24 protein-coding genes are annotated in these 22,505 nt (G+C 71.1%); 12 read left to right on the forward strand and 12 right to left on the reverse strand.

Annotated elements, in window-relative coordinates; all coding sequences use genetic code 11:
- Positions 1-25: 25 nt before the first annotated feature.
- Complete coding sequence (locus AB0J69_RS11700; RefSeq protein WP_364115627.1) at positions 26-1,081, reverse strand: lysylphosphatidylglycerol synthase transmembrane domain-containing protein; 1,056 nt, start codon at positions 1,079-1,081, stop codon at positions 26-28.
- 50 nt (positions 1,082-1,131) lie between these two features.
- Complete coding sequence (locus tag AB0J69_RS11705) at positions 1,132-1,950, reverse strand: PIG-L family deacetylase (RefSeq protein WP_364115630.1); 819 nt, start codon at positions 1,948-1,950, stop codon at positions 1,132-1,134.
- 38 nt (positions 1,951-1,988) lie between these two features.
- Between AB0J69_RS11705 and AB0J69_RS11710 the strand changes: the two genes are divergently transcribed.
- On the forward strand, positions 1,989-3,092 hold the full coding sequence (locus AB0J69_RS11710; protein ID WP_364115633.1) for a glycosyltransferase: 1,104 nt from the start codon (positions 1,989-1,991) through the stop codon (positions 3,090-3,092).
- Here the strand turns inward: AB0J69_RS11710 and AB0J69_RS11715 are convergent.
- From AB0J69_RS11715 to AB0J69_RS11725, 3 genes are all read right to left on the reverse strand, one after another.
- Positions 3,068-4,534: a DUF2079 domain-containing protein gene (locus tag AB0J69_RS11715; RefSeq protein WP_364115635.1), complete on the reverse strand. Its 1,467-nt coding sequence runs from the start codon at positions 4,532-4,534 to the stop codon at positions 3,068-3,070. The two genes, AB0J69_RS11710 and AB0J69_RS11715, sit on opposite strands and share 25 nt — an antisense overlap.
- A 91-nt stretch (positions 4,535-4,625) precedes the next feature.
- The gene (locus AB0J69_RS11720; protein WP_364115638.1) at positions 4,626-5,000 is read right to left on the reverse strand and encodes a hypothetical protein; all 375 of its coding nucleotides are present in this window, start codon (positions 4,998-5,000) and stop codon (positions 4,626-4,628) included.
- Positions 5,001-5,089: 89 nt separating this feature from the next.
- Positions 5,090-5,653 (reverse strand): TetR-like C-terminal domain-containing protein, encoded by a 564-nt coding sequence (locus AB0J69_RS11725; RefSeq protein WP_364115640.1) that lies wholly within the window; start codon positions 5,651-5,653, stop codon positions 5,090-5,092.
- A gap of 50 nt (positions 5,654-5,703) precedes the next feature.
- Between AB0J69_RS11725 and AB0J69_RS11730 the strand changes: the two genes are divergently transcribed.
- Together AB0J69_RS11730 and AB0J69_RS11735 are read left to right on the forward strand one after the other, a co-directional pair.
- Positions 5,704-6,795: an NAD(P)/FAD-dependent oxidoreductase gene (locus AB0J69_RS11730; RefSeq protein ID WP_364115643.1), complete on the forward strand. Its 1,092-nt coding sequence runs from the start codon at positions 5,704-5,706 to the stop codon at positions 6,793-6,795.
- A 62-nt stretch (positions 6,796-6,857) separates the two neighbouring features.
- The gene (locus AB0J69_RS11735) at positions 6,858-7,970 is read left to right on the forward strand and encodes an aromatic ring-hydroxylating dioxygenase subunit alpha (RefSeq protein ID WP_364115645.1); all 1,113 of its coding nucleotides are present in this window, start codon (positions 6,858-6,860) and stop codon (positions 7,968-7,970) included.
- Here the strand turns inward: AB0J69_RS11735 and AB0J69_RS11740 are convergent.
- Complete coding sequence (locus AB0J69_RS11740; protein WP_364115648.1) at positions 7,940-8,494, reverse strand: DUF1707 domain-containing protein; 555 nt, start codon at positions 8,492-8,494, stop codon at positions 7,940-7,942. The genes AB0J69_RS11735 and AB0J69_RS11740 overlap by 31 nt on opposite strands.
- Positions 8,495-8,675: 181 nt before the next feature.
- On the opposite strand from AB0J69_RS11740, the gene AB0J69_RS11745 reads away from it, so the two are divergent.
- Positions 8,676-9,608, forward strand: coding sequence for a sensor histidine kinase (locus tag AB0J69_RS11745; protein ID WP_364115650.1), 933 nt, complete (start codon positions 8,676-8,678; stop codon positions 9,606-9,608).
- Positions 9,609-9,612: 4 nt separating this feature from the next.
- On the opposite strand, the gene AB0J69_RS11750 is transcribed toward AB0J69_RS11745, so the two are convergent.
- Positions 9,613-10,587 carry an aldo/keto reductase gene (locus tag AB0J69_RS11750; RefSeq protein WP_364115653.1) on the reverse strand — a complete coding sequence of 325 codons (975 nt, stop codon included), beginning with the start codon at positions 10,585-10,587 and terminating at the stop codon, positions 9,613-9,615.
- Entirely contained in the window at positions 10,584-10,934 is a 351-nt protein-coding gene (locus tag AB0J69_RS11755; RefSeq protein ID WP_364115656.1) for a MerR family transcriptional regulator, read from the reverse strand. Before AB0J69_RS11755 ends, AB0J69_RS11750 begins: the two co-directional genes overlap by 4 nt.
- Before the next feature lie 214 nt (positions 10,935-11,148).
- On the opposite strand from AB0J69_RS11755, the gene AB0J69_RS11760 reads away from it, so the two are divergent.
- The 7 genes from AB0J69_RS11760 to AB0J69_RS11790 all read left to right on the forward strand — a co-directional run bounded on the left by AB0J69_RS11760 (position 11,149) and on the right by AB0J69_RS11790 (position 17,539).
- On the forward strand, positions 11,149-11,769 hold the full coding sequence (locus AB0J69_RS11760; RefSeq protein ID WP_364115659.1) for a DUF998 domain-containing protein: 621 nt from the start codon (positions 11,149-11,151) through the stop codon (positions 11,767-11,769).
- A 75-nt stretch (positions 11,770-11,844) separates the two neighbouring features.
- Positions 11,845-12,306 (forward strand): universal stress protein, encoded by a 462-nt coding sequence (locus AB0J69_RS11765; RefSeq protein ID WP_364115662.1) that lies wholly within the window; start codon positions 11,845-11,847, stop codon positions 12,304-12,306.
- A 94-nt stretch (positions 12,307-12,400) separates the two neighbouring features.
- Positions 12,401-13,651 (forward strand): APC family permease, encoded by a 1,251-nt coding sequence (locus AB0J69_RS11770; RefSeq protein ID WP_364115665.1) that lies wholly within the window; start codon positions 12,401-12,403, stop codon positions 13,649-13,651.
- A gap of 111 nt (positions 13,652-13,762) precedes the next feature.
- Positions 13,763-15,172: a methionine--tRNA ligase gene (gene metG, locus AB0J69_RS11775; RefSeq protein ID WP_364115667.1), complete on the forward strand. Its 1,410-nt coding sequence runs from the start codon at positions 13,763-13,765 to the stop codon at positions 15,170-15,172.
- Positions 15,173-15,230: 58 nt separating this feature from the next.
- Entirely contained in the window at positions 15,231-16,208 is a 978-nt protein-coding gene (locus tag AB0J69_RS11780; protein WP_364115670.1) for a phosphotriesterase-related protein, read from the forward strand.
- A gap of 41 nt (positions 16,209-16,249) precedes the next feature.
- Positions 16,250-16,636, forward strand: a complete 387-nt coding sequence (locus tag AB0J69_RS11785) for an STAS domain-containing protein (RefSeq protein WP_364115673.1) — start codon at positions 16,250-16,252, stop codon at positions 16,634-16,636.
- A gap of 9 nt (positions 16,637-16,645) precedes the next feature.
- Complete coding sequence (locus AB0J69_RS11790) at positions 16,646-17,539, forward strand: sigma-70 family RNA polymerase sigma factor (RefSeq protein ID WP_364115676.1); 894 nt, start codon at positions 16,646-16,648, stop codon at positions 17,537-17,539.
- 176 nt (positions 17,540-17,715) lie between these two features.
- On the opposite strand, the gene AB0J69_RS11795 is transcribed toward AB0J69_RS11790, so the two are convergent.
- The 3 genes from AB0J69_RS11795 to AB0J69_RS11805 form a co-directional block, all read right to left on the reverse strand.
- A complete protein-coding gene (locus AB0J69_RS11795) occupies positions 17,716-17,853 on the reverse strand; it encodes a hypothetical protein (protein ID WP_364115679.1) in 138 nt (45 codons plus the stop codon).
- Between the two features lie 32 nt (positions 17,854-17,885).
- Entirely contained in the window at positions 17,886-19,535 is a 1,650-nt protein-coding gene (gene ilvD / locus AB0J69_RS11800; RefSeq protein ID WP_364115682.1) for a dihydroxy-acid dehydratase, read from the reverse strand.
- Positions 19,536-19,612: 77 nt separating this feature from the next.
- Positions 19,613-20,833 carry a saccharopine dehydrogenase C-terminal domain-containing protein gene (locus tag AB0J69_RS11805; RefSeq protein ID WP_364115685.1) on the reverse strand — a complete coding sequence of 407 codons (1,221 nt, stop codon included), beginning with the start codon at positions 20,831-20,833 and terminating at the stop codon, positions 19,613-19,615.
- 102 nt (positions 20,834-20,935) lie between these two features.
- Here AB0J69_RS11805 and AB0J69_RS11810 point away from each other — a divergent pair, with 102 nt between their 5' ends.
- On the forward strand, positions 20,936-21,640 hold the full coding sequence (locus AB0J69_RS11810) for a TetR/AcrR family transcriptional regulator (protein ID WP_364115688.1): 705 nt from the start codon (positions 20,936-20,938) through the stop codon (positions 21,638-21,640).
- On the opposite strand, the gene AB0J69_RS11815 is transcribed toward AB0J69_RS11810, so the two are convergent.
- Positions 21,637-22,359, reverse strand: a complete 723-nt coding sequence (locus AB0J69_RS11815) for a hypothetical protein (RefSeq protein WP_364115691.1) — start codon at positions 22,357-22,359, stop codon at positions 21,637-21,639. The two genes, AB0J69_RS11810 and AB0J69_RS11815, sit on opposite strands and share 4 nt — an antisense overlap.
- Positions 22,360-22,505 lie beyond the last annotated feature (146 nt).

Raw genomic sequence — 22,505 nt, forward strand, 5'->3', positions numbered from 1 at the left:
GCACGAGATGGGTTTGGGATTGTCACTAGGTGGCCTTCGAGATCGCGGACGGGGGCTCCGCGCCGGCGTTCCGGCCGTTGCGCCTGCGCAGGAGCGCCCATGCGCCCAGTGCCAGGCCGCCGAACGGGATCTCGATAGTGTAAGTCCAGAAGCCGAAAAGCAATGCGGTGGCTATCGCCGGAGTCTCCGCCACACCGAAGGCGATGAGCAAGGCGGCCACGCCCGTCTCCATGATCCCCGCGCCGCTGGGCGTGATCAGCGCGCTGGTCAGGATCCTGGAGAGGGCGAAGACGGCGATCGACTCGGCCGGGCCCGGCCAGGCGCCGGTGGCCTGCATGCACACGGCCATGATCGCCCACTGGAAGCCAAGGAAGAACATCATGCCGAGCGACAGCCCGGGCCACCGGCTCCTGACGACGCTCGCGGTGTCGGCGCGCAGCCGGTGGAACGCCCCGGAAGGCCGCACCTTCAGCCGCAGCAGCCGGGTGAGGCCGTCGAGCGCCCGGCCGAGCACGTCGGCGGCGCGCTGCCAGTAGAGGGCCGCGGCCACGATCGCGCACAGCAGGAGGATGGAGATCGCGCCCGTCCAGCCGGCGTTGGCCACGGTCGCGTTGGGCGCCTGGCCCGCGATCAGCAGCGCGATGATGCCGACGGCCGGCAGGATGAACCTGAACAACGTGTTCCAGATCCCGCTGACCAGCGTCATCACCACGATCGCCCGGTTGCCGAAACCCCAGCCCCTGGTCATGGCGAACGACAGCGCCACGCCCACGGCCCCGCCGAACGGCAGCAGGTTGCTCACCGCGCTGCCCGCCGCGTTGAGCGTCAGGCCCTGCAGGTTGTTCAGGCCGGGCAGGGAGTTGGTGAGCACGAACGTGTACGCCAGCAGGCTCAGCAGCCACACCGCGGCCATCAGCGCGATCTCGCCGGCGTCGAGCGTGGCGAACGAGGCGCCGATCCCCGCCCAGGAGACCTGCTTGCCGGTGAGCGAGCGCACGATCTGCGGGAGGTAGATCACGAGCAGCACGGCCAGGCCGAGCGACAGCACGGAAAGAGCGATCTGGAGCCACTTGTTCTTCATCGGAGTCCAGTCTGCCGGGTTGCGGCGGGCGGCCTCGTCGTCCTGAAGTATTACTTGGGCCACCGGTCGAAGGGATGAGTCAGCCGGGCGCCGGGGGGCAGGTCGCGGCGGACGTACCATTCGGTGCCGAAGACGAAGCGGTAGAGGGGGCGGGGGACCTTCAGCATGACGGCGAGCGTGCGGTCGCTGTCGCCGCCGCTGGCCTGGGATGCGTGCGCGGCCATCGAGGCCCGCTTCTGTTTCGTATATTTCCGGACATTAACCCGGTGGGTGATCGTCTCGCCCGACGAGTACGCGCTCTCGAACGTCCGTACGTCGAACTCCGGCGGGAACCTGTAGAACCGGCCCGCCAGCTTCAGCAGCCTGACCAGCGGGTCGCGGTTGACCGTCGCCTCCAGGACGATCTCCGTGCCCGCGATCTTCGCCGCCCGCTTGCCCACCCGGTGCACCTGCACGTGGTCGGGATGCCCGTAGCCGCCCGCCGGATCGTAGATCGCCAGGAGCTCGGCCTCTTCCTCCTGGAGGATCGCGGCCAGTGCCTTGGCGGCCTCCTCGGTGTCGGCGTCGATGAAGGCGTTGTCGGGCCGCTCGTCAGCGACCCCGCCCTTGGGGCTCAGCCCCGAGTCGCCGTAGCCGAGGCACTCGACGCGGGCGCAGCCGAGCAGCGCGGCCGACTCGTACAGCTCCTCGAGCCGGGTCTCGCCCAGCGCCTCGCCCGGCTCCATCTCGGCCAGGCCGCGCTCACCGGCGGTGGCCACCACGAGCACCACGCGGTGTCCCTCGGCCGCGAGCATCGCCATGGTGCCGGCCGTCAGCAGGGCCTCGTCGTCGGGATGGGCGTGGAAGAACACAGCGGTACGTGGAGGCACACGCCCAGATTAGTCTGGGAGGGGTGCGGATCTTTCACGTGAGTGACTGTTACCTGCCTCGACTCGGAGGGATCGAGGTCCAGGTGGCCGATCTCGTGCGCATGCAGCGGGAGGCGGGACACGAGGTGTCCGTGGCCACCGCGACCAGGGGGGAGCCGCTGCCCGGGGTGCGGAGGATCGTCGCGAAGATGCCGTTCGACCTGCCGGTGCACCCGTTCGGAGTGGGCCATCTCACGCGCTGGATCACCTCGGCGCGTCCCGACGTGGTGCACGTCCACACCGGGGCGGTCTCGCCGTTCGCGTGGATGGGCGTGCGCGCCGCGTTCCGGGCGGGAGTGCCCTGCGTGGTGACCGTGCACAGCATGTGGGACCCGGTGACGCGCGGGATCTACCGCCTGTTGCGGCTGGTGTTCGGCTGGCAGCGCTGGCGGCTGGTGGGCACCACGGTCAGCAACGCCGCCGCGGCGCCGATCCGCCGCGTGGCCGGGCCGGAGATCCCGGTGCGGGTGGTCTCCAACGGCCTCGACCTGTCGGGCTGGGCGCCGCCTCCCGGCACGCCCCACCGGCGCGCCGAGGTGCACATCGTGGCCGTGGGCCGGCTGGCCCCGCGCAAGCAGCCGCTGCGCCTGCTGAAGCTGCTCCAGGCGGTCCGCGCCCGCGTGCCCGCCGAGATCCCCGTCCGGGCCACGATCGTCGGCGACGGGCCGGCTCGGGGGCAGATGGCGCGCTTCCTGGCCCGGCACGGCATGGCCGGCTGGGTCTCGCTGCCCGGCCGCTACACCCGCGAGCAGATCGCCAAGGTACTGGAGTCGGCCGACGTGTTCGTGGCGCCCGCGCCGCGCGAGTCGTTCGGCATCGCGGCGCTCGAAGCGCGGGCCGCGGGACTGCCGGTGGTGGCCAGGACGCAGAGCGGGGTCGCCGACTTCGTCAAGGACGGCACCGAGGGCCTGCTCGGCCGCACGCTCGGCGACCTGGCGCGGGCGGTGGCGCGGTTGTGCGTGGAGACGGAGCTGCGCGAGTCGATCGCCGCGCACAACAGGAGCACACCGCCGGGCGCGGGCTCGTGGCCCACGGTGCTGGACGGGTTCGACCGGGCGTACGCGCAGGCCCGCGAGGGTCAGCCGCGGCGCAGCACCACATAGCCGTCGCGCTCGAACACCGTCACATATCCCTGCAGCCGCAGCTCCGCCACCTTGGCGAGCTGATCGGCGGGGGAGCCGAACGGGAACTCCACGCGCGCGACGTCCGCCACCACCCACGGCGAGCCGTGCGACTGACCGGTCCACAGCAGGACGGTGGCCTTGCCGGTGAGCGCGGGCCCGAGGGAGTTGGCGGCCTCGACGGTCACCCCGGCGGGCACCTTCGCGACCGCCTCGGCCGCGGCGGCGGCCTTGGGCTCCCGGTAGAAGGCCGGATGGTAGAGCTGGTCGAGCGCGAACCTCGGCACCAGCGTGATCGCGATCGCGAGCGCCGCCGCCGACCAGGCCAGCTTGAGCGAGGCGTCGTCCGGCCGCCTGATCCGGCGCAGCAGCCGGGCCAGCCCGTCCACGCCCGCGCAGAAGAGGATGATCACGGTGAAGGCGCTGTACTGGAAGTCGGACTGCCACCACTGGGCGCGGTCGGACAACATGCGCTCCAGCACGTGCGGCAGCGCCATCAGCGACAGCGGCGAGAGCAGGCACAGCAGCAGCGTCGGCCACACCAGCAGGAACAGCGTGTCGACCTTGGCCTCCTCGCCGAACGGCAGCAGCACGGCGGCGACCGGGTCGCGCAGCATCGCCAGGATCGCCCCGGGCACGTCGGGACCGAGGTGGCCGTAGGCCCAGAAGTCCTTCGGGTCGCCGCCGAAGGCGGAGACCAGCAGCCCGCGCACGAGCAGGACGGTGCCGAGCCCGAACGTCACGGTGATCAGGCCGCGCATACGGTCGCCGATGACGATCAGGCACAACCCGGCCCCGATCACCATCAGCCCCATGTCCTCCTTGACCAGGAGGAGCACCAGCATCGCCAGGAACGCCGCCCGGACGCGGCCCGCGTGGTAGCGCTCGATCATGATCGCGGTGAGCACGGGGACGAACATGACCTCGTGCGCGTCGAACGCGGCCGCCTGCGCGATCGGCCACGACAGCGCGTACGCCACGGAGACGAGATAGGCGGGCGCGACCCCCAGCACGCGCCGGGTGAACCGCCACAGGAACGGGATCGCGGCGGCGAACAGCACCGCCTGCGCGACGACCAGCGAGGCGGGCCCGTCGTGGATCCAGTAGAGCGGGGCCAGCAGCGCGTAGACGGGGGAGAAGTGGTCGGCGAGCTGGAGGTAGTCCATGCCGCGCCCGTGGAACATGCCCAGCACGGGGACGTGCGGCGGGCGGAGGCTCGCGTAGTTGCGCACGGCCTGGTCGAGGATCACCAGGTCGAAGGAGGTGGCCCTGAAGGTGCCCAGCCTGACCAGGCCCAGCACGGCGTAGGCCACCGCGGCGAGGAGCGCGATCGCTCCCACGCGTACGCGGTGGCCGGAGAGGATCCGCCATGGAGAGGCGCCGGCGCCCACCCCCGCGCGCGCCACAATCGTCTCACCCGTCACGGGCAGCAAGACTAGAACGACTCCGCCCGGACGTGACGCGGCCGCCGCCCCAGCCTGCCCCCCACAGGTGGCGACGGCGACCGCGGGCTCACTAGGAGCAGGCGGCAGTGATCTTGCTGGTGAAGCCGTTGACCTTGCCGCTGAACTCGGTCACGCTGCTGAGGTCTCCACCCTCCATGGACGCGAAGCCGTCGGCGAGGTCGTTCAGCGCGGCGGCGACTTCGCCGTCGTACTTGCCCGCGAGCTCCTTCGTCTTGTCGGCCGCCGTCTTCGACGCCGTCTGCACGGCCTTCGTGTCGCCGACGTCCTTGGTGACCGCGGTGCTCCAATCGGTCGCGATCTTGCTCGCCTCGGTGGCGGCGGTGTTGCAGTCAACGGCCTGGCCGATCGCACCACAGGCGGTGGTGAGGACGGCAAGAGTCAGCGTCGCGGCCGCGACGGCCAGGCGACGACGAGGGGGTGTCATGTTCCGTGCCCTTCGTAGGTTTAGCGAACGAAGGGAACATTATGGGCCCCAACTTGACCGTCGCTTGCACCCCAGTAACACCACGGGCATCAAGCCGGCGTAAAGCCATGCAGCAGGACCTGCACAATCTCGTCCGGTTCCGGCAGCGGAAGATCCAGGAGCCCCCGGTAGGCAACGAAACCGGCGAACATATCCGTGAGTAGCCAAAGGTCTGCATTGGGGGGCAATTCGCCGCGCTCGATCGCGCGCTCGTAGACGACCCACGATCGCTCCATCCGGGTGCGCATGCTGGTGCGGATGATCTCGGCGACCGCGGGGTCCCGGCCGGCCTCGCCGTACACCTGTTTGGCCATGCGGGACACCCCCGGGACGTGCCAGAGGGCCAGCGTGTCGGCGACCACCACGCGCAGGTCGCCCTCCAGCGAGCCGGTGTCGGGGATGGCGACGTGCGTGTTCATGATGCCGCCGAGGGTTTCCAGCAGCATGTCGCGCTTGCTGCCGTAGCGGCGGAACACGCTCGCCCGCCCCACGCCCGCGGCTGCGGCGACGTCGTCCATGGTGAAGTCGAGGCCGTGGGACAGCACCAGCCCGGCCGCGGCCTGCCTGATGCGGTGGTCCACCGTGGGGTCGGGCTTGCGGCCGCGCGCAGACATTGTGATACTCCTAGTATCTGATATCCCGAGTCTCAATATCAGGGGTCGTAATGAGAGTAATCGTCGTCGGCGCGGGCGTCGCGGGGCTCGCCCTGGCGCGCGGCCTGCTCAACGCGGGCCACGAGGCCGAGGTGTACGAGGAGGCCCCCGAACTGCGTACGGCCGGTGGCTCCGTCACGCTCTGGCCGGGCAGCACGGGCATCCTGGAGGACCTCAAGGCCGACTACACCGGCGTCGGGCGCCGGCTGGAGACCCTGGAGTCGTGGGCCGCCGACGGGCGGCGGCTGCTCACCCTGGACCTGACCGTGGCCGAGCGCCGCTACGGCCACCCGGTCGTGCACGTGGCCCGGCACGAACTGGTCGAGCTGCTCGCCGACGGCGTGCCGGTGACGTACGGGGCGCGGGTCGAGCATGTGGTGCCCGAGCGGGCAGAGGTGCGCCTGGCCGACGGCCGTACGGTGCGGGGCGACGTGCTCGTGGGCGCCGACGGCCGCCGCTCCGTGGTGCGCGCGGCCCTGTGGGGCGACGACCGGGCCCGGCTGAGCCCGTTCGTCACCTGGCAGGGGTTCACGACCATGCCCACCGCGCTGACCGAGGAGCGCAGGGCCGTGATGATCGCCGGTGGGAAGGGCCTGTGCGGGCTGATCCCGGCGGGCAGAGGGCGGCTGTTGTGGTGGTTCGACGTCAGGTCGGCGCCCGGCCGGCCGTTCTGGGCCGACGACCCGGAGGTGGTCGACCGGCTGCGCGAGCGGTTCGGCGGCTGGGCGGAGCCGGTGCGCGGCATCCTGGACACGCTCACGGACGTCGACTTCTTCCCGCACCACCGGCAGTCGATCCCGGCCGTCTGGGGCAAGGGCCCGACCACGCTGGCCGGTGACTCCGCGCACACCATGCCGCCCACCATGGCCCAGGGCGCCAACCAGGCGCTGGAGGACGCCTGGCTGCTCTGCCGGTCGATCGGCGACCTGCGGGCTTACGAGCGCGCCCGGTCGAAGGTGGCCCGCCGGCCCGCCCGGCTGGCCGGGACCGAGCTCACCGACATGCAGCGGCCGATCGCGGGGCTGCTGCCCGACGGGCCCATGAGCAAGATGTACGCGGCCATGCTCCGCAGGTACAGCAACTACCTCTTGACAGCCCCCTGAGGCCGCCTGACGATGTCGCATATAGAGCAACTCGGTGCGTAATACGCAACAAGGGGTGTCGGTTGACCACCACGTCGAGCTTGATCTCCACCCTTCCCGGCCGCTCCTACACCGACCCGGAGATCTTCGCCGAGGAACAGGCCAAGATCTTCGAAACCCTCTGGTTCTGCGCGGTCAGGGCCGGGGACCTGCCGAAGCCGGGCGCGTTCAGGACGGTCCAGATCGGCAGGGAGAGCGTGATCGTCGTGCGCGGGCGCGACGGCCGCCTGCGGGCCTTCCTCAACGTCTGCCGGCACCGTGGCGCCCGGTTGTGCCTGGAGGAGGCGGGCGAGGTCAGGAGGACGATCAGGTGCGCGTACCACGCCTGGTCCTACGACCTCGACGGCCGACTGGCCGCCGCGCCCAACCTTGCCAAGATGCCGGACATCGACCGCGTGGAGCACGGGCTGGTCCCCGTGCACCTGCGCGAGTGGCTCGGCTACGCGTGGGTGTGCCTGGCCGCGGAGCCGCCCACGTTCGAGGAGAGCGTGACGTACGCGGCCACCGAGCGCCTCGGCGACCCCGCCGCCATCGAGCACTACCACGTGGACGAGCTGGCCCTCGGCCGCCGCATCGTCTACGACGTCAAGGCCAACTGGAAGCTGCTCGTCGAGAACTTCATGGAGTGCTACCACTGCGCGACCATCCACCCGGAGCTGACCGCCGTGCTGCCGGAGTTCGCGGGCGGGTACGCGGCGCAGTACTACGTCGGCCACGGCGCCGAGTTCGCCGAGCGGGCCGAGGGGTTCACGGTGGACGGCAGCCCCGGGTTCGGCAGGCTGCCCGACGTGTCCCAGGACCAGGACCGCCGCTACTACGCGATCACCGTCAAGCCCCAGGTGTTCGTCAACCTGGTGCCCGACCACGTGATCCTGCACCGGATGTTCCCCATGGCCGTGGACCGGACCGTGGTGGAGTGCGACTGGCTCTACCACCCCGACGTGGTCGCCTCGGGGGCCGACGTGTCGCTGTCGGTCGAGCTGTTCCACCGGGTCAACGAGCAGGACTTCGACGCCTGCGAGCGGACCCAGCCGGGCATGTCGTCACGGGCCTACCGGGAGGGCGGGGTGCTCGTGCCCAGCGAGCACCACATCTCCCTGTTCCATCAGTGGGTGAACCAGCGCTTGCGCGGGTAGCGCACGGTGAGCCCGCCGTATTTCGCCCGCCCGCTGATCACCACGTGGACGGCGCCGGGCCGGGGCCTGCTCGGCACGTCCGAGGTGGTCGTGCTGCCCCAGTCGCTCTGGAACGCGTCCACGTTCGCCACCGCGCCCTCGGGCAGGATGATCTTGGCGGAGCCGTAGGTGAGGTCGAGCTCGATGTCGACGACCGGATGGGAGACGACGGCCTCGGACAGGTCGAGCTCGACGCTGCCGTACTTGGAGCTCACCCGCAGCTTCCTGGGCACGGCCCAGTCGCCCGAGCGTTTGAGGTTGCCGTTCTTGGACTCCAGCTCGACCACGTCGTTGACCTGGGACTGATCAACGGGCAGGTCGTCGATCAGGCCCAGCAGGTCGCCGTAGGTCTTCGCGGTCAGGGCGATCTCGAGCCGGTCCTCGAGCTCCAGCTGGTTGAGGCGGCCCTCGGCGAACGCGCGCTGCAGCTGCTGCGCGGTGCGCTCGCGGTCCTCCTCGGAGACCCGCATCTGCAATTCCGACATGTCCTGAGCATAGGTTCGTGGCGCTCAGAACGGGAGGCGGCGGCCGGAAGGCGTGCGGAGATCGAGCGGGAGCTGACGGGGTCCGGGGCGGGGGCGGCGGATGACCTGGACTCTCTTCACAACATATTAGGTACCCAGTGGATTGCCTTGAAGTCATCGTCCTTAGGTAGCGTGAGGGCTGATGCTGGCAGAACCGTTCGTTCACCCGGCGCTCTTCTATCGGGGCGACCGGGAATACGTGGCTGCCACCACGGCTTTCATCCGCGCGGGGCTGGCCGCGGGCGAGCCCGTCGCGGTCGCCGTCCCCGGCGCGAATCTGGCGCTGATCGCCGCCGCGCTCGGCCGGGCGGCCGGTGACGTTCTCCTGCTCGACATGACCGAGGCCGGCCGCAACCCCGGGCGGATCATCCCCGGCGTGCTGCGCGCCTTCGCCGACCGGCATCCCGACCACCACGTGCGGATCATCGGCGAGCCGATCTGGCCCGGGCGCACCGCGACCGAATATCCCGCCTGCGCCCAGCACGAGGCGCTGATCAACCTGTCGTTCACCGGCCGGAGGGTGACGATCCTGTGCCCGTACGACGCCGTGAACCTGACCGCGGAGGTCATCGGCGAGGCGGCGCGGACCCACCCCGTGCTGCGCGACGTCTCGGGGGAGTGGGCGAGCGCCGACTACGCGCCCGAGCTGGTGGTCGACGGGCACAACCGGCCGCTCGACGAGCCGGAGAAGAGCGTTGTGCTGCGCTTCGACCACACCAACCTGTCGGCGGTGCGGATCCTGGCGGCCCAGGAGGCCGCCGTGATGGGGTTCGACGGTGACCGCCTCGACGACATCCGGCTGGCGGTGGCCGAGCTCGGCGCCAACAGCCTCGATCACGGCGGCGGGTCGGGCCTGTTCCGGGTGTGGGCCGAGGGCGGCCGGCTGGTGTGCGAGGTCAGCGACTCCGGCCACATCACCGACCCGCTGGTGGGCCGCAGGCCGGTCGATCCGCGCGACGCGGGCTCGCGCGGCCTGCTGATCGTCAACCTCCTCAGCGATCTCGTACGCATCCACACCCGGGCCGGCGCGACCTCGATCCGCGTCTACTTCGACGCCCACCGGCACGAGCGGTGAGCGGTCAGAGCTCGACCTCTCCCATGCTGGGGTAGCGGGGCCCGCGCACGGCGTCCGCGGGCACGGCGGTCACCAGCGCGTCGAGCTGCTCCGGCGTCAGCGTGACGTCGGCCGCGGCGGCGTTCTCCTCCAGATACCTCAGCCGCTTCGTGCCCGGGATCGGCACGATGTCCTCGCCCTGGGCCAGCAGCCAGGCCAGGGAGATCTGGGCCGCCGTGAGGCCGGCGTCGTCGGCGACCTTCTTCACCTCGGCCGCCAGCGCCCTGTTGTGCTCGGCGTTCTCGCCCGTGTTGCGCGGCAGGTGGCGTCGGAAGTCGTCGGCGGGCAGCTCCTCCGCGCTCGGCATCGTGGCCGACAGCAGGCCGCGGCTGATCGGCGAGTACGCGACCAGCCCGATCCCCAGCTCCCTGGCCGCCGGCCGGATCTCCGCCTCCAGGCCCCTGGTGAACAGCGAGTACTCGCTCTGCAGGGCCGCGATCGGATGCACGGAGGAGGCCCTGCGCAGGGTGTCCGCGCTCACCTCCGACAGGCCGAGGTGGCCCACCTTGCCCGCGCGGACCAGCTCCGCCATGGCCCCGACCGACTCCTCGACGGGCACGTCGGGGTTGCGGCGGTGCATGTAGTAGAGGTCGATGTGGTCCACGCCGAGGCGGCGGAGGGAGGCGTCGCAGGCGGCCCTGATGTACTCGGGGCTGTTCTCGACCGTACGGGTGCCGTCCTCGCGCTTGATGCCGAACTTGGTGGCCAGCACCACCTCGCCGCGGCGGTCCTTGATGGCCCGGCCGACCAGCTCCTCGTTGGCCCCCTTGCCGTACATGTCGGCGGTGTCCAGAAAATTCATGCCAAGGTCGAGGGCGCGGTGAATGACGGCTATAGATTCCTTCTCGTCGCCCTGGCCGTAGAACTCGGACATGCCCATGCAGCCGAGACCGAGAGCCGAGACCTGGAGCCCGTCCTTGCCCAGCGTGCGCCTGTTCATGAAAGCCCCCTGTACGAGTCGATCTTCGTGTCCAGCACCTTCAGGTCCTGGGTGAGCTCGGCGATCCTGGACCGGACGCGCTCCCGGTGCAGCTCCAGCATCTCCCGGCGCTCGTCCGCGGTCTCCTCGCCCTTGCGCCGAAGCTCGGCGTAGCGGCACATGTCGGCGATCGGCATGCCGGTCGTGCGCAGCTTGGTGAGGAAGTCCAGCCACTGGAGGTCGCTCTCGGCGTAGTCGCGGTGCCCGCTGCTGTTGCGGCCGACGGAGTGGATGAGCCCGATACGCTCGTAGTAGCGCAGCGTGTGAGCGCTCAGGCCCGACCGCTGCGCGGCCTCCTGGATCGTCATGCGTCCAGGTTCACCCTTCGAGTGCGCTCTAAGTCAAATCGGGGGCGGCCCACCACCCCCACCCTGAGGGGGCAGGCCCTACCCAGGGTCACGGATGCGCAGGTAGGCCACCTATCTCAGGGAAGTCCCAGACCAAGGTATTAGGGGTTCCTTCAGGGCCGGTTCGGGCCGATCTCCGATGTTCGCAAAGCTCGCGTTCCACGAGCTTTGAGGCATGAAGGAATTGCTCGTCAGTGGGTTCGCGGCCATCGGCGCCGGCACCGGTGCCATGCTCACTTTGCACGCCGGATCGGACCTGGACCCGTTGCACAGTGTGATCAGCGAGTACGTCTGGCAGTCGGCCGGCTGGCTGCTGCCCGCCTCGCTGACGTTGTTCGCCGTGGGCTCCGCGCTGATCGCCGAGGCGCTGCGCCGGGCCGGCATGAGCCGCTGGATCGTCGCGCTGCTGCTGGCGTGGGGGGTGAGCATGTTCCTGATCGGGGCCTTCCCCACCGACCGTCCCGGGGTGCCGCTGTCGATGTCGGGCGGCATCCACCGCTACGCCGCCTTCGCCGCCTTCCTGGTGATGCCGGTGGCGGGGCTGCTGCTGGCCAGGGCCCGGATCCGGTACGCGAAGGCGGTTCGGATCCTCAGCGGGCTGGCCCTGGGCGCGCTGCTGCTGGTCGTGATCCCGTACGTGGTGCGCATGTTCGGCATCCCGCTGACCAACGACGACATCCCAGCGGGCCTGACCCAGCGGGCCGTGGTCGTCACCGAGCTGGGCGTGCTGGCGCTGGCCGGGCTGTCGATGCTCAGGCCGTCGGCCCGGCGCGGCGTGGCGCCGGCCCTGGCCTGACGCGTCGCCAGGCGTGAAACCCGCTGCTCAGGAAAGAGGTAGGTCCCCTACCCCTACCTCTTGGGAGTGGCTGAGATGACGATTCTGATCGCGTACGACGGTTCCGACGACGCCAAGGCGGCGATCGCCTTCGCGGGCCGGATGTTCCGCGGCAGGCCCGCGGTCGTGCTGACGGTGTGGGAGCGGGTGGCGATGACCTCGACCAGGGCCTCGGCCGGGCTCATGGTGCCCATCGACCAGTCGGGAGTCGAGGACGAGGCGATCGGGCAGGCGATGCGGGAGCTGGCCCAGCACGGCGCGGAGCTGGCCCGGCAGGAGGGTCTGGACGCGACGCCCCGCTGCGACGTGGACTCCGTGGCCGTCTGGTCGACGATCGTGGACGTGGCCGACGAGCTGGAGGCCGAGCTCATCGTGACCGGCACCAGAGGGCTGGGCGGGGTGCGCTCGCTGCTGCTCGGCAGCACGTCGGACCGGGTGCTGCACCACGCGCACCGGCCGGTCCTGGTGGTCCCCGCCCCGGAGAAGCGCGCCGAGTAGCTCCACCCGAGCGTTCACCTGGCCGTTGGTGCGGACTGTCGGCGGCATGCGGCAGAGTGGGTGCCTCCTGAGTGTGCGAGAGGGGGCGGAAGCGTTGCCGGAGGAGCTGGCGCGGCGGCTGGGGACCACCGACGCGGTGGTCGTGGGGCTGAGCGCGATGATCGGCGCGGGGGTGTTCGCCGCCTTCGCCCCCGCCGCCGCGGCCGCGGGCCACTGGCTGCTGCTGTCGCTCGCGCTCGCCGCCGTCGTGGCCTACTGCAACGCCACCTCCTCGGCCCGCCTGGCCGCTCTCTATCCCGAGTCGGGCGGCACATACGTCTACGGCCGGCGGCGGCTCGGCCCGCTGTGGGGTTACCTGGCGGGCTGGGGCTTCACGGTCGGCAAGACCGCCTCCTGCGCGGCCATGGCCCTCACGTTCGGCGCCTACGTCCTGCCGGGGCTGGAGCGGCCGCTGGCCATCGCCGCGGTGGCCGCGCTGACGCTGCTCAACCTGTTCGGCGTTCAGCGCTCGGCGGGCCTGGCCCGGGTGATCGTGGCCTTCGTGCTGGCCGTGCTGGCCGTGGTGATCGTGGCCGGGCTGTTCGGCGACGACAGGGTGTCGTTCGTCACGTACGGGGCGGCCCCCGCGCAGTCGTACGACATGTGGGGGGTGTTGCAGGGAGCCGGGCTGCTGTTCTTCGCCTTCGCCGGATATGCCAGGATCGCCACCCTCGGTGAGGAGGTGCGCGACCCGGCCCGCACCATTCCCCGGGCCGTCAGCATCGCGCTCGGCATCACGCTCGTCGTCTACACGCTGGTCGCCCTGGCCGCGCTGCGCGCGCTCAAGCCCGAGCTGCTGGCCACGGCCAAGGCGCCGCTGGCCGACGTGGTCGGCGAGGCCGGGTTCGGCTGGCTGGCGCCCGTGGTGGGCGCCGGGGCCGCGGTGGCGGCGCTGGGCGCGCTGCTGGCGCTGCTGCTCGGCGTCTCCCGCACGGTGCTGGCCATGTCGCGCGAGCGGGACCTGCCCGGCATGCTGGCCGTCGTGGACCCGGTGCGACAGGTGCCCAGGCGGGCCGAGCTGGCGGTCGGCGGCGCCGTGATCGTCCTGCTGCTCGTGGCCGACCTGCGGGAGGCGATCGGGTTCTCCTCGTTCGGCGTGCTGGTCTACTACGCCATCGCCAACGCCAGCGCGTTCACGCTGCGCCGCGACGAGGGCGCGCCGCACCGTGCCGTCCCGGTGGTCGGGCTGGCGCTGTGCCTGCTGCTGGCGGCCACCCTGCCGGTGGCGTCGGTGGTGGCGGGGCTGGCGGTGTTCGCGGCCGGAGTGGTGATCTATCTGGTCCGGAGGCGTACGATGGGCGCATGACGACGTGCCTGGCGATGATGGCCCCCTAGGGGGTTTCACTCGGCACGTCCACGTTGAGGCCCTGCTAGCCGGGGCCTCTCGTCGTGTCCGGGGCCCCTCGGGAGGCATCCGATGTACATCACGACGACCATCCCCTACGTCAACGCCCGGCCCCACCTCGGGTTCGCGCTGGAGCTCGTCCAGGCTGACGTGCTGGCCAGGCACCACCGGCGGCGCGGCGAGCCCGTACGGTTCCAGACCGGCACCGACGACAACTCGCTGAAGAACGTGCTGGCCGCCGAGGCCGAGGGCGTGCCGGTGCGGGAGCTGGTGGACCGGAACGCGGCCGAGTTCGAGGCGCTGCGGGGGACGCTGGACCTGTCCTTCGACTCCTTCGTCAGGACCAGCGCCCATCCCGGCCACCGCACCGGGGTCGAGCGGATCTGGCGGGAGACCGCGCACGACCTCTACCAGCGCCACTACGAGGGGCTCTACTGCGTGGGCTGCGAGCAGTTCTACCCGCAGGGCCCCTGCCCGGACGGGCACGAGGCGCCGCTGCAGCGGGTGTCGGAGGAGAACTGGTTCTTCCGGCTCTCCCGCTACCAGGAGGAGCTGCTCGACCTCATCGGGAGCGGGCGGCTGGGGATCGAGCCCGCGGCGCGGCGCAACGAGGTGCTGGCCTTCGTCGAGGCGGGGCTGGACGACATCAGCGTCTCCCGGTCGGCCACGAGGGCCAGGGGGTGGGGGATCCCGGTGTCCGGCGACCCCGGCCAGGTGGTCTACGTGTGGTGGGACGCGCTGGCGAACTACATCACCGCGCTCGACGACGGCGGCTACGAGCGCTGGTGGGTCCGCGAGCCGGCCAAGGTGCACCTCATGGGCAAGGGGGTGATCCGGTTCCACGCGGTGTACTGGCCGGCGATGCTGCTGTCCGCCGGGCGGCCGCTGCCCACGTCGATCTTCGTGCACGACTACCTCACCGCTGATGGGCGCAAGATCAGCAAGTCGTCGGGGAACAGCGCCGACCCGGCGGCGCTCGTGGCCGCGTACGGGGTCGACGCCGTACGGTGGTGGCTGCTGCGCGAGGTGCCGCGCGTGGGCGACGCCGACTTCACCGAGGCGCGGCTGGTCGCCAGGTACGACGAGGACCTCGCCAACGGCCTGGGGAACCTGGTCAACCGGGTCGCCACCATGGTCTGCCGCTTCCTGGACGGCCACGTGCCGCCCGCCGGTGAGCCGCTGGTGGAGGTTCGGGTGGACGAGGCGCTGGCGGCGTTCGACTTCCGGCGGGCGGCGCTGGCCGTGTGGGAGATCGTCGAGGCGGCCAACAAGCACATCGAGCGGACCCGGCCGTGGCAGCAGCCGCCACGGGAGCAGGAGGCGTCGCTGGGCAGGCTGGTGCACGCCTGCCGGGCGCTGGCCGTACAGCTGGAGCCCTTCCTGCCGACGGCGGCGGCGCGCGTGGCGGCGGCGGTGGGCGGGGAGCGGTTGTCGCGGCCCGCGCCGCTGTTCCCCCGGCTCCTCCCACGGCGCGCCGGTTGACGGGGGTTCGTGCGGGCGCCTAGGTTGGCCCGACAGACCGACCGGTATGGAGGCGCGGATGCCCACCGTCGAGACCCTTCGCGGCCCCGTGGACGTCGGCGAGCTCGGGCAGACGCTGATGCACGAGCACGTCTTCGTGGTGGCCACCGAGCACCTGGAGAACTACGGCAAGGGTGCCTGGTGGGACGAGGAACACCGGGTGGCGGACGCGGTCACCAAGCTCAACGCGGTCGCCGCGAAGGGCGTGCGGACGATCGTCGACCCGACGGTGTGGGGGCTGGGCCGGCACATCCCGCGCGTCCAGCGGGTCGCCGAGCAGGTGCCCGGCCTCAACATCATCGTCGCCACCGGCATCTACGCCTACCTGGAGATGCCCCACACCTACAACTTCCGCGGCCCCGGGCTGATCATCGACGGCCCGGACCCGATGATCGACGACTTCGTCCGCGACCTGACCGAGGGCATCGCCGACACCGGGGTGAAGGCGGCCTTCCTCAAGTGCGCGGTCGAGACGAAGGCGCTCACGCCCGGCGTCGAGCGCATCTGCCGGTCGGTCGCGCGGGCGCACGTACGGACGGGGGCGCCGATCACCGTCCACACGAACGCCCTGGAGAACAGCGGGATCGTCGCGCTTGACCTGTTCGCCAAGGAGGGGGTCGACCTCACGAAGGTGGTCGTCGGGCACGCGGGCGACAGCAACGACCTCGACTACCTCATGCGCCTGGCCGACACCGGCGCGATCCTCGGGATGGACCGTTTCGGTCTGGACGTCTACAACCCGACCGCGCAGCGCGTGGCCACGATCGCGGCGCTCTGCCAGCGGGGATATGCCGATCGTATGGTGCTGAGCCACGACACGGCCTGCTTCATGGACTATTTCGGCGGTGCCTGGGACGAGACCCGAAGCACGCTGGCGCCGAACTGGCGCTACGATCACATTCACGACGATGTCTTGGCCGCACTGCTGGACTCGGGTGTGACCGATGACCAGATTGAGCAGATGCTGGTGTTCAACCCGAAGCGCTACTTCTCGTAAAGTAGTTGGATCGGGTGAGCAACGCGGGTAGGTGGAGCTGGGTGACTTCGGAGCAGGCCTTGTCGATAAGCCTCGGGCTCCAGGGACCCTGCGTCATCGCGCGGCTGACGGGGGACTTCGACTTCGGCTCCGCCGCGGAGGTCCGCGACCGCGTCACCAAGGCGCTCGACCTCACCCAGCCCCCGATGCTCGTCATCGACATGCAGGCGGTCAGCGTCTGCGACTCCTCCGGCCTGTCGGTGCTGGTCTACCTGCACAAGGCGGTCACCGCCTCCGGCGGGCGGCTGCTGCTGTCCGGGCTCAACGGCCGGTGCAAGCACCTGTTCGCGATCACGGCGCTGGACAAGTTCTTCGATATCCGCACCACGGCCGAGCTGGCCATCGCAGAACTCAACGAACCCGGGAATTCGCCGCCGTTTACCGGGTAGTCCCCGTGCATGTCGGCCGATGAGCCCGATCTGCTCGGTACGTACCTCGAACAGATCGGAAAGACCCCCTTGCTCTCCGCCGCGGACGAAGTGGATCTCGCCCGGCGGATCGAGGCAGGCCTGTACGCGGGCCATCTGATCGAGCGTGGTGAGGGCACGCCAGAACTCGAACGCGTCGCACTCGACGGGCGGCGCGCCAAGGACCTGCTGATCAGGTCCAACCTCCGGCTGGTGGTGGCCGCCGCCAGGCGCTACTCCTACCGGGGGCTGCCGCTGCTCGACATCATCCAGGAGGGGAATCTCGGACTGATCAGAGCGGTCGAGAAGTTCGACTACACGCGGGGATACAAGTTCTCCACGTACGGGATGTGGTGGATCCGGCAGGCCATCGAGCGCGGCATCCACGACAAGAGCCGTACCGTGCGGTTGCCGATCCACGTCGCGGAGGAGCTGTCCCGGCTCATCAGGGTCGAGCGGCAGCTCGCCGCCGAGCTGGGCCGCGAGCCGACGGACGCCGAGCTGGGCGAGGCGGCCGAGCGGTCGCCCCGGCAGGTCGCGGCGTTACGCCGGCTCGGCCAGGAGATGGTCAGCCTGGACATCCCGGTGGGGGAGCACGGCGAGGGCCGGATGGGCGACCTGATCGCCGACGAGGACGGGCTGCAGGTGCAGGAGCTCACGGAGCTCCGCGCCCTCAGCGCCGAGCTGAACCAGGTGGTCACGACGCTGCCGCCGCGGGAGGCGTTCGTGATCAGGCTCCGGTACGGCCTGGCCGGTCACCGGGCGCAGAGCTACACCGAGATCGCGGAGCAGCTGGGTCTCACCAGGGAGCGGATCCGGCAACTGGAGAAGCAGGCGTTGAGACGGCTCAGGCAAGGGGGGCCGCTGCTGGCGTGGGCTTCCTGAACGGAAACGGCGCCGCAACAGGGGACGGGATTGGATCTCCTCGAACGGCCGGTGGCGGGAGACGCGCGACACGGGACCTGGGAGGTCCTGCCAGAGGGCCGCTACCGGCCGTTCGCCATGCAGGCATTACCGGTGAGATGCGGGCAGGGGCCGTGCCGTGGCTCGGCCCCTGACGCTCACGCGGTGACGAGGAGCGCTACCCCGATCAGCACCACGACCGGGACGACCCACATCACGGCCTCGACAGCGAACTCCTTGTACATCGCGCAGGTCTCCTTCAGGTGAGGGGCACGGCAAACGTCACTGCGCAGCATAGCCGTCCCCGCGACCTGTCCGATCCAGGACCTCAGGCCGTGACCGCACCGTCCGCGGCGGAGCCGACCGTGGCCACGTACTTGGTCAGCACCCCCCGCTCCACCGCCCGGTCCGGGCGGCGCCACGCGGCCCGCCGGCGGGCCAGCTCCGCCTCCGGCACCAGCAGGTCGAGGGTTCCGGCCGCGCTGTCGATCACCACCGTGTCGCCGTCGTGCACCAGCGCGATCGGCCCGCCGTGGTACGCCTCCGGCGCCACGTGCCCGATCACCAGCCCGTGCGAGACCCCGCTGAAGCGGCCGTCGGTGACCAGTGCCACCGAGGAGCCGAGCCCGCGGCCGACGAGGGGGCCGGTGATCGAGAGCATCTCGCGCATGCCGGGGCCGCCCGCCGGGCCCTCGTACCGGACCACGATGACGTCACCGGCCACGATCCGGCCCTCCTGGATGGCGACGTAGCAGTCGTTCTCCGAGTCGAACACCCTGGCCGGCCCCTCGTGGCGGAAGTCGTCCTTGCCGCCCAGCTTGAGCACGCAACCGTCGGGCGCGAGCGAGCCGCGCAGGATGGCCAGCGCGCCGCGCCGCTTGAACGGCTCCTCCGCGCTCGCCACCACCCGCTGGCCGGGCGTCTCCCGTGCGTCCGCCGCCACGCCGGCGAGCGTGCGGCCGTCCACCAGCGTGACGTTCTCGCGCAGCAGCCCCGCCTCCAGCAGGCGGCGCACCACCAGCGAGGTGCCGCCGGCCCGCCACAGGTCGAGCGCCGTGTGGTCGCCGCCGCTGGGCTTGAGCCCGGTGATGATCGGGACCTCGCGGCAGACCTCGCCGATCCGGTCGATCTCCAGGGGCAGCCCCGCCTCGCGGGCGATCGCCAGCAGGTGCAGGACGGCGTTCGTGGAGCCGCCCATGGCCGCCACCGACACGATCGCGTTGTGCAGGGCGTCCTCGGTGAGCACGCGCGAGGGGCGGGCGTCGCGGGCCAGCGCCTCCATGGCGAGCTCGCCCACGCGCCGGGCTGCGGCGTTCTTCTCCTCCGCCACCGCCGGGATGTCGCCCACGCCGAACGGCGCCAGGCCGAGGAAGTCGGCGACCGCGCCCATGGTGTTGGCGGTGTACTGGGCGGCGCAGGTGCCGGCGCCCGGGCAGGCGTGCCTGGCCAGGTCGTCCAGGTCGGCCTGGTCCATCCGGCCGACCTCGCGCTCCCCGAGCGCCTCCCACATGTCCTGGATGGTGACGTCGCGCCCGCGCCAGCGGCCGGGCATCATGCTGCCGCTGTAGAGGACCACCGACGGCACGTCCAGCCGGGCCAGCGCCATGATCGCGGCGGGCACGGTCTTGTCGCAGCCGACGATCGCCACCAGCGCGTCGAACCCGTGCGCGCGGCCCATGAGCTCGATCGAGTCGGCGATGACCTCACGGCTGATCAGTGACGTGCGCATGCCGGGCGTGTGCATGGTGAGGTTGTCGGAGACCGCGATGGTGTTGAACTCCATCGGCAGGCCACCCGCCGCCCGCACCCCCTCGGCCACGTGGGCGGCCAGTTCGCGGTGGGTCAGGTTGCACGGCATGGTGCCGGTCCAGGTGGAGGCGATGCCGACCACAGGGCGGCGCATCTCCTCCTCCGACATGCCCATGGCGTACAGATGGGAGCGGGCCGGTGCGCGGTCGGGATCGTCGGCGATGCTCAAAGGGATTCCTCCGATGTACGGTTCTCGGCACCTCAATGATCCAGTGCCCGGTTTCACCGGTGGTCCCCGGCCCCCCCTCACTGCTCGCGCATGCCCCACGGTGAGCCGTACTCGACCAGCAGGTCCAGGAACGGCCGCGGCTCGAACGCCTCCGGCCCCAGCACGCCCGCGCCCGTCCAGGCCCCGCTCGCCAGCAGCTCCAGGGCGATCACCGGGTTGACCGCGGTCTGCCAGACCACGGCCTGGGAGCCGTACTCGCGCATCGACCACTGGTTGTCCACCACGTGGTAGAGGTACACCTCGCGCGCCTGCCCGTCCTTGACGCCCTTCACCCAGGTGCCGGCGCAGGTCTTGCCGTGCATGCGGTCGCCGAGCTCGGCCGGGTCGGGCAGCACGGCGGCGACCACGTCACGCGGGGACACCCGGGCGGTGCCCTGGTCGGTCCTGACGGCGACCGGCTCGGTGCGGTCCACGCCCAGCGCGTGCAGGGTCTTCAGGGTGCCGATGAACTCCTCGCCGAGGCCGTACTTGAACGTCACCCGCTGAGCCGGGATCCACCGGGGCACGAGCACGACCTCCTCGTGCTCGACGTTCACGCACTCCACGGGGCCGATCCCGTCGGGGAAGTCGAAGATCTCGGGCTCGCTGAACGGCTCCGTGGTGTACCAGCCGCGGTCCTTCTCGTAGATGAGCGGCGGGTTGAGGCACTCCTCGATGGTGGTCCAGATGGAGAAGGAGGGGGCGAAGTCGTAGCCGTCGACGGTGAGGTTCGCGCCGTCCCTGATGCCGATCTCCTCGATCTCGTCGAACAGCTCGTCGGCGGCGTAGCGGGCGAAGACGTCGGCCAGGCCGGGCTCCACGCCCATGCCGACCAGCGCCAGCCTGCCCTTCGCGGCCCACTCGGGCGCGCGGGCGAACTGCTCGTCGCCCAGCTTGACGCCCACCTCCTCGTACGGGCGGTGGGGGTGCGGCTTCGACATGGACATGGCCATGTCGAGGTAGTCGGCCCCGGCCGTCAGCGCCGCGTCGAACAGCGGCAGCACGAAACGCGGGTCGGTGGCGTTGAGCAGGACGTCGCAGCGGTGCTCGGCCAGCAGTTCGGCGACGGCCCCGGCGTCGGCGGCGTCGATCTTGACCGGGGTGAACCGGCCGGCGGACTCGCCCAGCGCGGCGACGGCCGCCTTGGCGCGGGGAAGGTCGTAGTCGGCGACCACCATGTGCTCGAAGAACGGGCGGCGGGCGGCGATCCGGGTGATGGCGGTTCCCACGCCGCCGGCTCCCACAAGAAGGATACGCATGACGATAAATCCCCTTTTGACAGCTTTTGGGGGGTTGTTGTCGTTCATCAAACGCCCGTACGCTCATCAACGTCAATGGCGTTGGCATAAGGGGCGGGCTGCATGGCCAAGCGGGTGGTGGCGGAGGCGGCACGCCGGCGGCGGCGTCCCACCAAGCAGGGGCAGGTGCTGACGCACCGGCTCATCGTGGAGACCGCGCTGCGGATGTTGCGCGAGCACGGGGCCGCCGGGCTGACCGCCCGCCGCCTCGGCCTCGCGCTCGGCGCCGACGCGAGCACGATCTACCGGTACTTCCGGGGCATGGACGACCTCATCCTGGCGATCGCGGACGAGCTGTTCCGGCACGCGATGGCGGACTGGCGGCCCAGCGGGGACTGGCGGGGCGACCTGCGGGATCTCGGCCTGCGCATCCACCACGCGTACCTGGCCCACCCGCAGGCCGCCGTGCTCACCGCCAGCCGGGTCACGGGGCGGCCGAACGAGGTGGCCGGCGACGAGACGATCCTCGGGATCGTGCGCGGGGCGGGGTTCGCCGACGCCGACGCCGTACGGATCTATCACGCCTTCATCGACCAGAGCCTGGCCTTCGCCATTCTCGACGCGGCCACGCTGGCCCTGCCGAAGGCGGCCCGGGAGGCCGACGAGGAGGTGTGGCGCGACACGTACGCGCGGCTGCCGGCCAGCACGCACCCCAACATCGCGGCCACGGCGCCGCTGCTGGTCGCCCGGATGAACGACAGCGCGTACCCGACGGCGCTCGACATGCTGCTGTCCAGCGTGTCGGCGCAGCTCGCCGGGGCGAGCTAGGCGTTGTCGGCCGGAAGGTTCCGGGCCAGCCGCTTGCCGAGCCCGGCCAGCGAGTCGTCGGCCATGAGCGCGGGCAGGCGGGGCGCGTCCTCGTCGATCTGACGCAGCACCGCCGGCTGGTCGCCCCGGTAGCGGCTCCAGGCCCGGACCACCTCGGGCATCGCCGCGATCGCCTCCTCCGACAGGATCGCCTCGCGGGGCAGCCACGACGTCAGGAACTGCCGCACCCTCCCCGGGCTCCACCACAGCGGCCGGTTCCCGACGAACTCGGCCAGCTTCCCGAACGCCTCCCGCGCCCCCGGCAGGTCCGGCACGTCCTCGAACTCGGTCAGCGTCTCGTCGGGGGCGCCGCGTACCAGGCCGGGGACGGACCTGGCACGGGCGACGGCCAGCGGGCGGATCGCGGGCAGCGTCTCCGCCACGGCCGCTCCCATGACCGTCTCGCCCAGCTCGAACGCGTCCAGGATCCGGCCCGCGACCACCCCCGGCTCCGCCTCCCGCAGGCCCAGGTCGTCGAGGAACTTCAGCTCCTCCACCAGGCCGTCGACGGCGAGGCCGCCCTGGGGCTGGTCGATGCCGGTGACGAGGATGTGGGGCTCCTTGCCGTTCTCGTAACGGAAGGCCAGGACGGCCAGGACCTGCTCACCGTAGGGGTCGGCCTTGCCGTACCAGGCCCCCTCGCACGCCACCCGGCCCATCCGCCGCATCCACCCCAGCACCGCACCGGACCCCTGGGTCGGTGCCCCGGAGTCCGGCGCCGGTACGCCGGACTCCGAGGCCAGTGCTCCAGCAAAAGGGAAGTGAAAAACTCTGTACTCCAGTCACAACGTAGCCGATGTGGGAATGCCGGTGCTTGTTGGTAAAT

Origin of the sequence: Nonomuraea sp. NPDC049709, from assembly GCF_040674815.1 — a bacterium.
GTDB lineage: Bacteria > Actinomycetota > Actinomycetes > Streptosporangiales > Streptosporangiaceae > Nonomuraea.

Excerpts from the sequence above, each read along its gene's own strand:
- AB0J69_RS11700 (WP_364115627.1), bottom strand. The coding sequence starts at position 1,081 with ATGAAGAACAAGTGGCTCCAGATCGCTCTTTCCGTGCTGTCGCTCGGC.
- AB0J69_RS11720 (WP_364115638.1), bottom strand. The coding sequence starts at position 5,000 with ATGACACCCCCTCGTCGTCGCCTGGCCGTCGCGGCCGCGACGCTGACT.
- AB0J69_RS11725 (WP_364115640.1), bottom strand. The coding sequence starts at position 5,653 with ATGTCTGCGCGCGGCCGCAAGCCCGACCCCACGGTGGACCACCGCATC.
- AB0J69_RS11730 (WP_364115643.1), top strand. The coding sequence starts at position 5,704 with ATGAGAGTAATCGTCGTCGGCGCGGGCGTCGCGGGGCTCGCCCTGGCG.
- AB0J69_RS11740 (WP_364115648.1), bottom strand. The coding sequence starts at position 8,494 with ATGTCGGAATTGCAGATGCGGGTCTCCGAGGAGGACCGCGAGCGCACC.
- AB0J69_RS11745 (WP_364115650.1), top strand. The coding sequence starts at position 8,676 with ATGCTGGCAGAACCGTTCGTTCACCCGGCGCTCTTCTATCGGGGCGAC.
- AB0J69_RS11750 (WP_364115653.1), bottom strand. The coding sequence starts at position 10,587 with ATGAACAGGCGCACGCTGGGCAAGGACGGGCTCCAGGTCTCGGCTCTC.
- AB0J69_RS11755 (WP_364115656.1), bottom strand. The coding sequence starts at position 10,934 with ATGACGATCCAGGAGGCCGCGCAGCGGTCGGGCCTGAGCGCTCACACG.
- AB0J69_RS11760 (WP_364115659.1), top strand. The coding sequence starts at position 11,149 with ATGAAGGAATTGCTCGTCAGTGGGTTCGCGGCCATCGGCGCCGGCACC.
- AB0J69_RS11765 (WP_364115662.1), top strand. The coding sequence starts at position 11,845 with ATGACGATTCTGATCGCGTACGACGGTTCCGACGACGCCAAGGCGGCG.
- metG (WP_364115667.1), top strand. The coding sequence starts at position 13,763 with ATGTACATCACGACGACCATCCCCTACGTCAACGCCCGGCCCCACCTC.
- AB0J69_RS11780 (WP_364115670.1), top strand. The coding sequence starts at position 15,231 with ATGCCCACCGTCGAGACCCTTCGCGGCCCCGTGGACGTCGGCGAGCTC.
- AB0J69_RS11790 (WP_364115676.1), top strand. The coding sequence starts at position 16,646 with ATGTCGGCCGATGAGCCCGATCTGCTCGGTACGTACCTCGAACAGATC.
- AB0J69_RS11795 (WP_364115679.1), bottom strand. The coding sequence starts at position 17,853 with ATGCTGCGCAGTGACGTTTGCCGTGCCCCTCACCTGAAGGAGACCTGC.
- AB0J69_RS11805 (WP_364115685.1), bottom strand. The coding sequence starts at position 20,833 with ATGCGTATCCTTCTTGTGGGAGCCGGCGGCGTGGGAACCGCCATCACC.
- AB0J69_RS11810 (WP_364115688.1), top strand. The coding sequence starts at position 20,936 with ATGGCCAAGCGGGTGGTGGCGGAGGCGGCACGCCGGCGGCGGCGTCCC.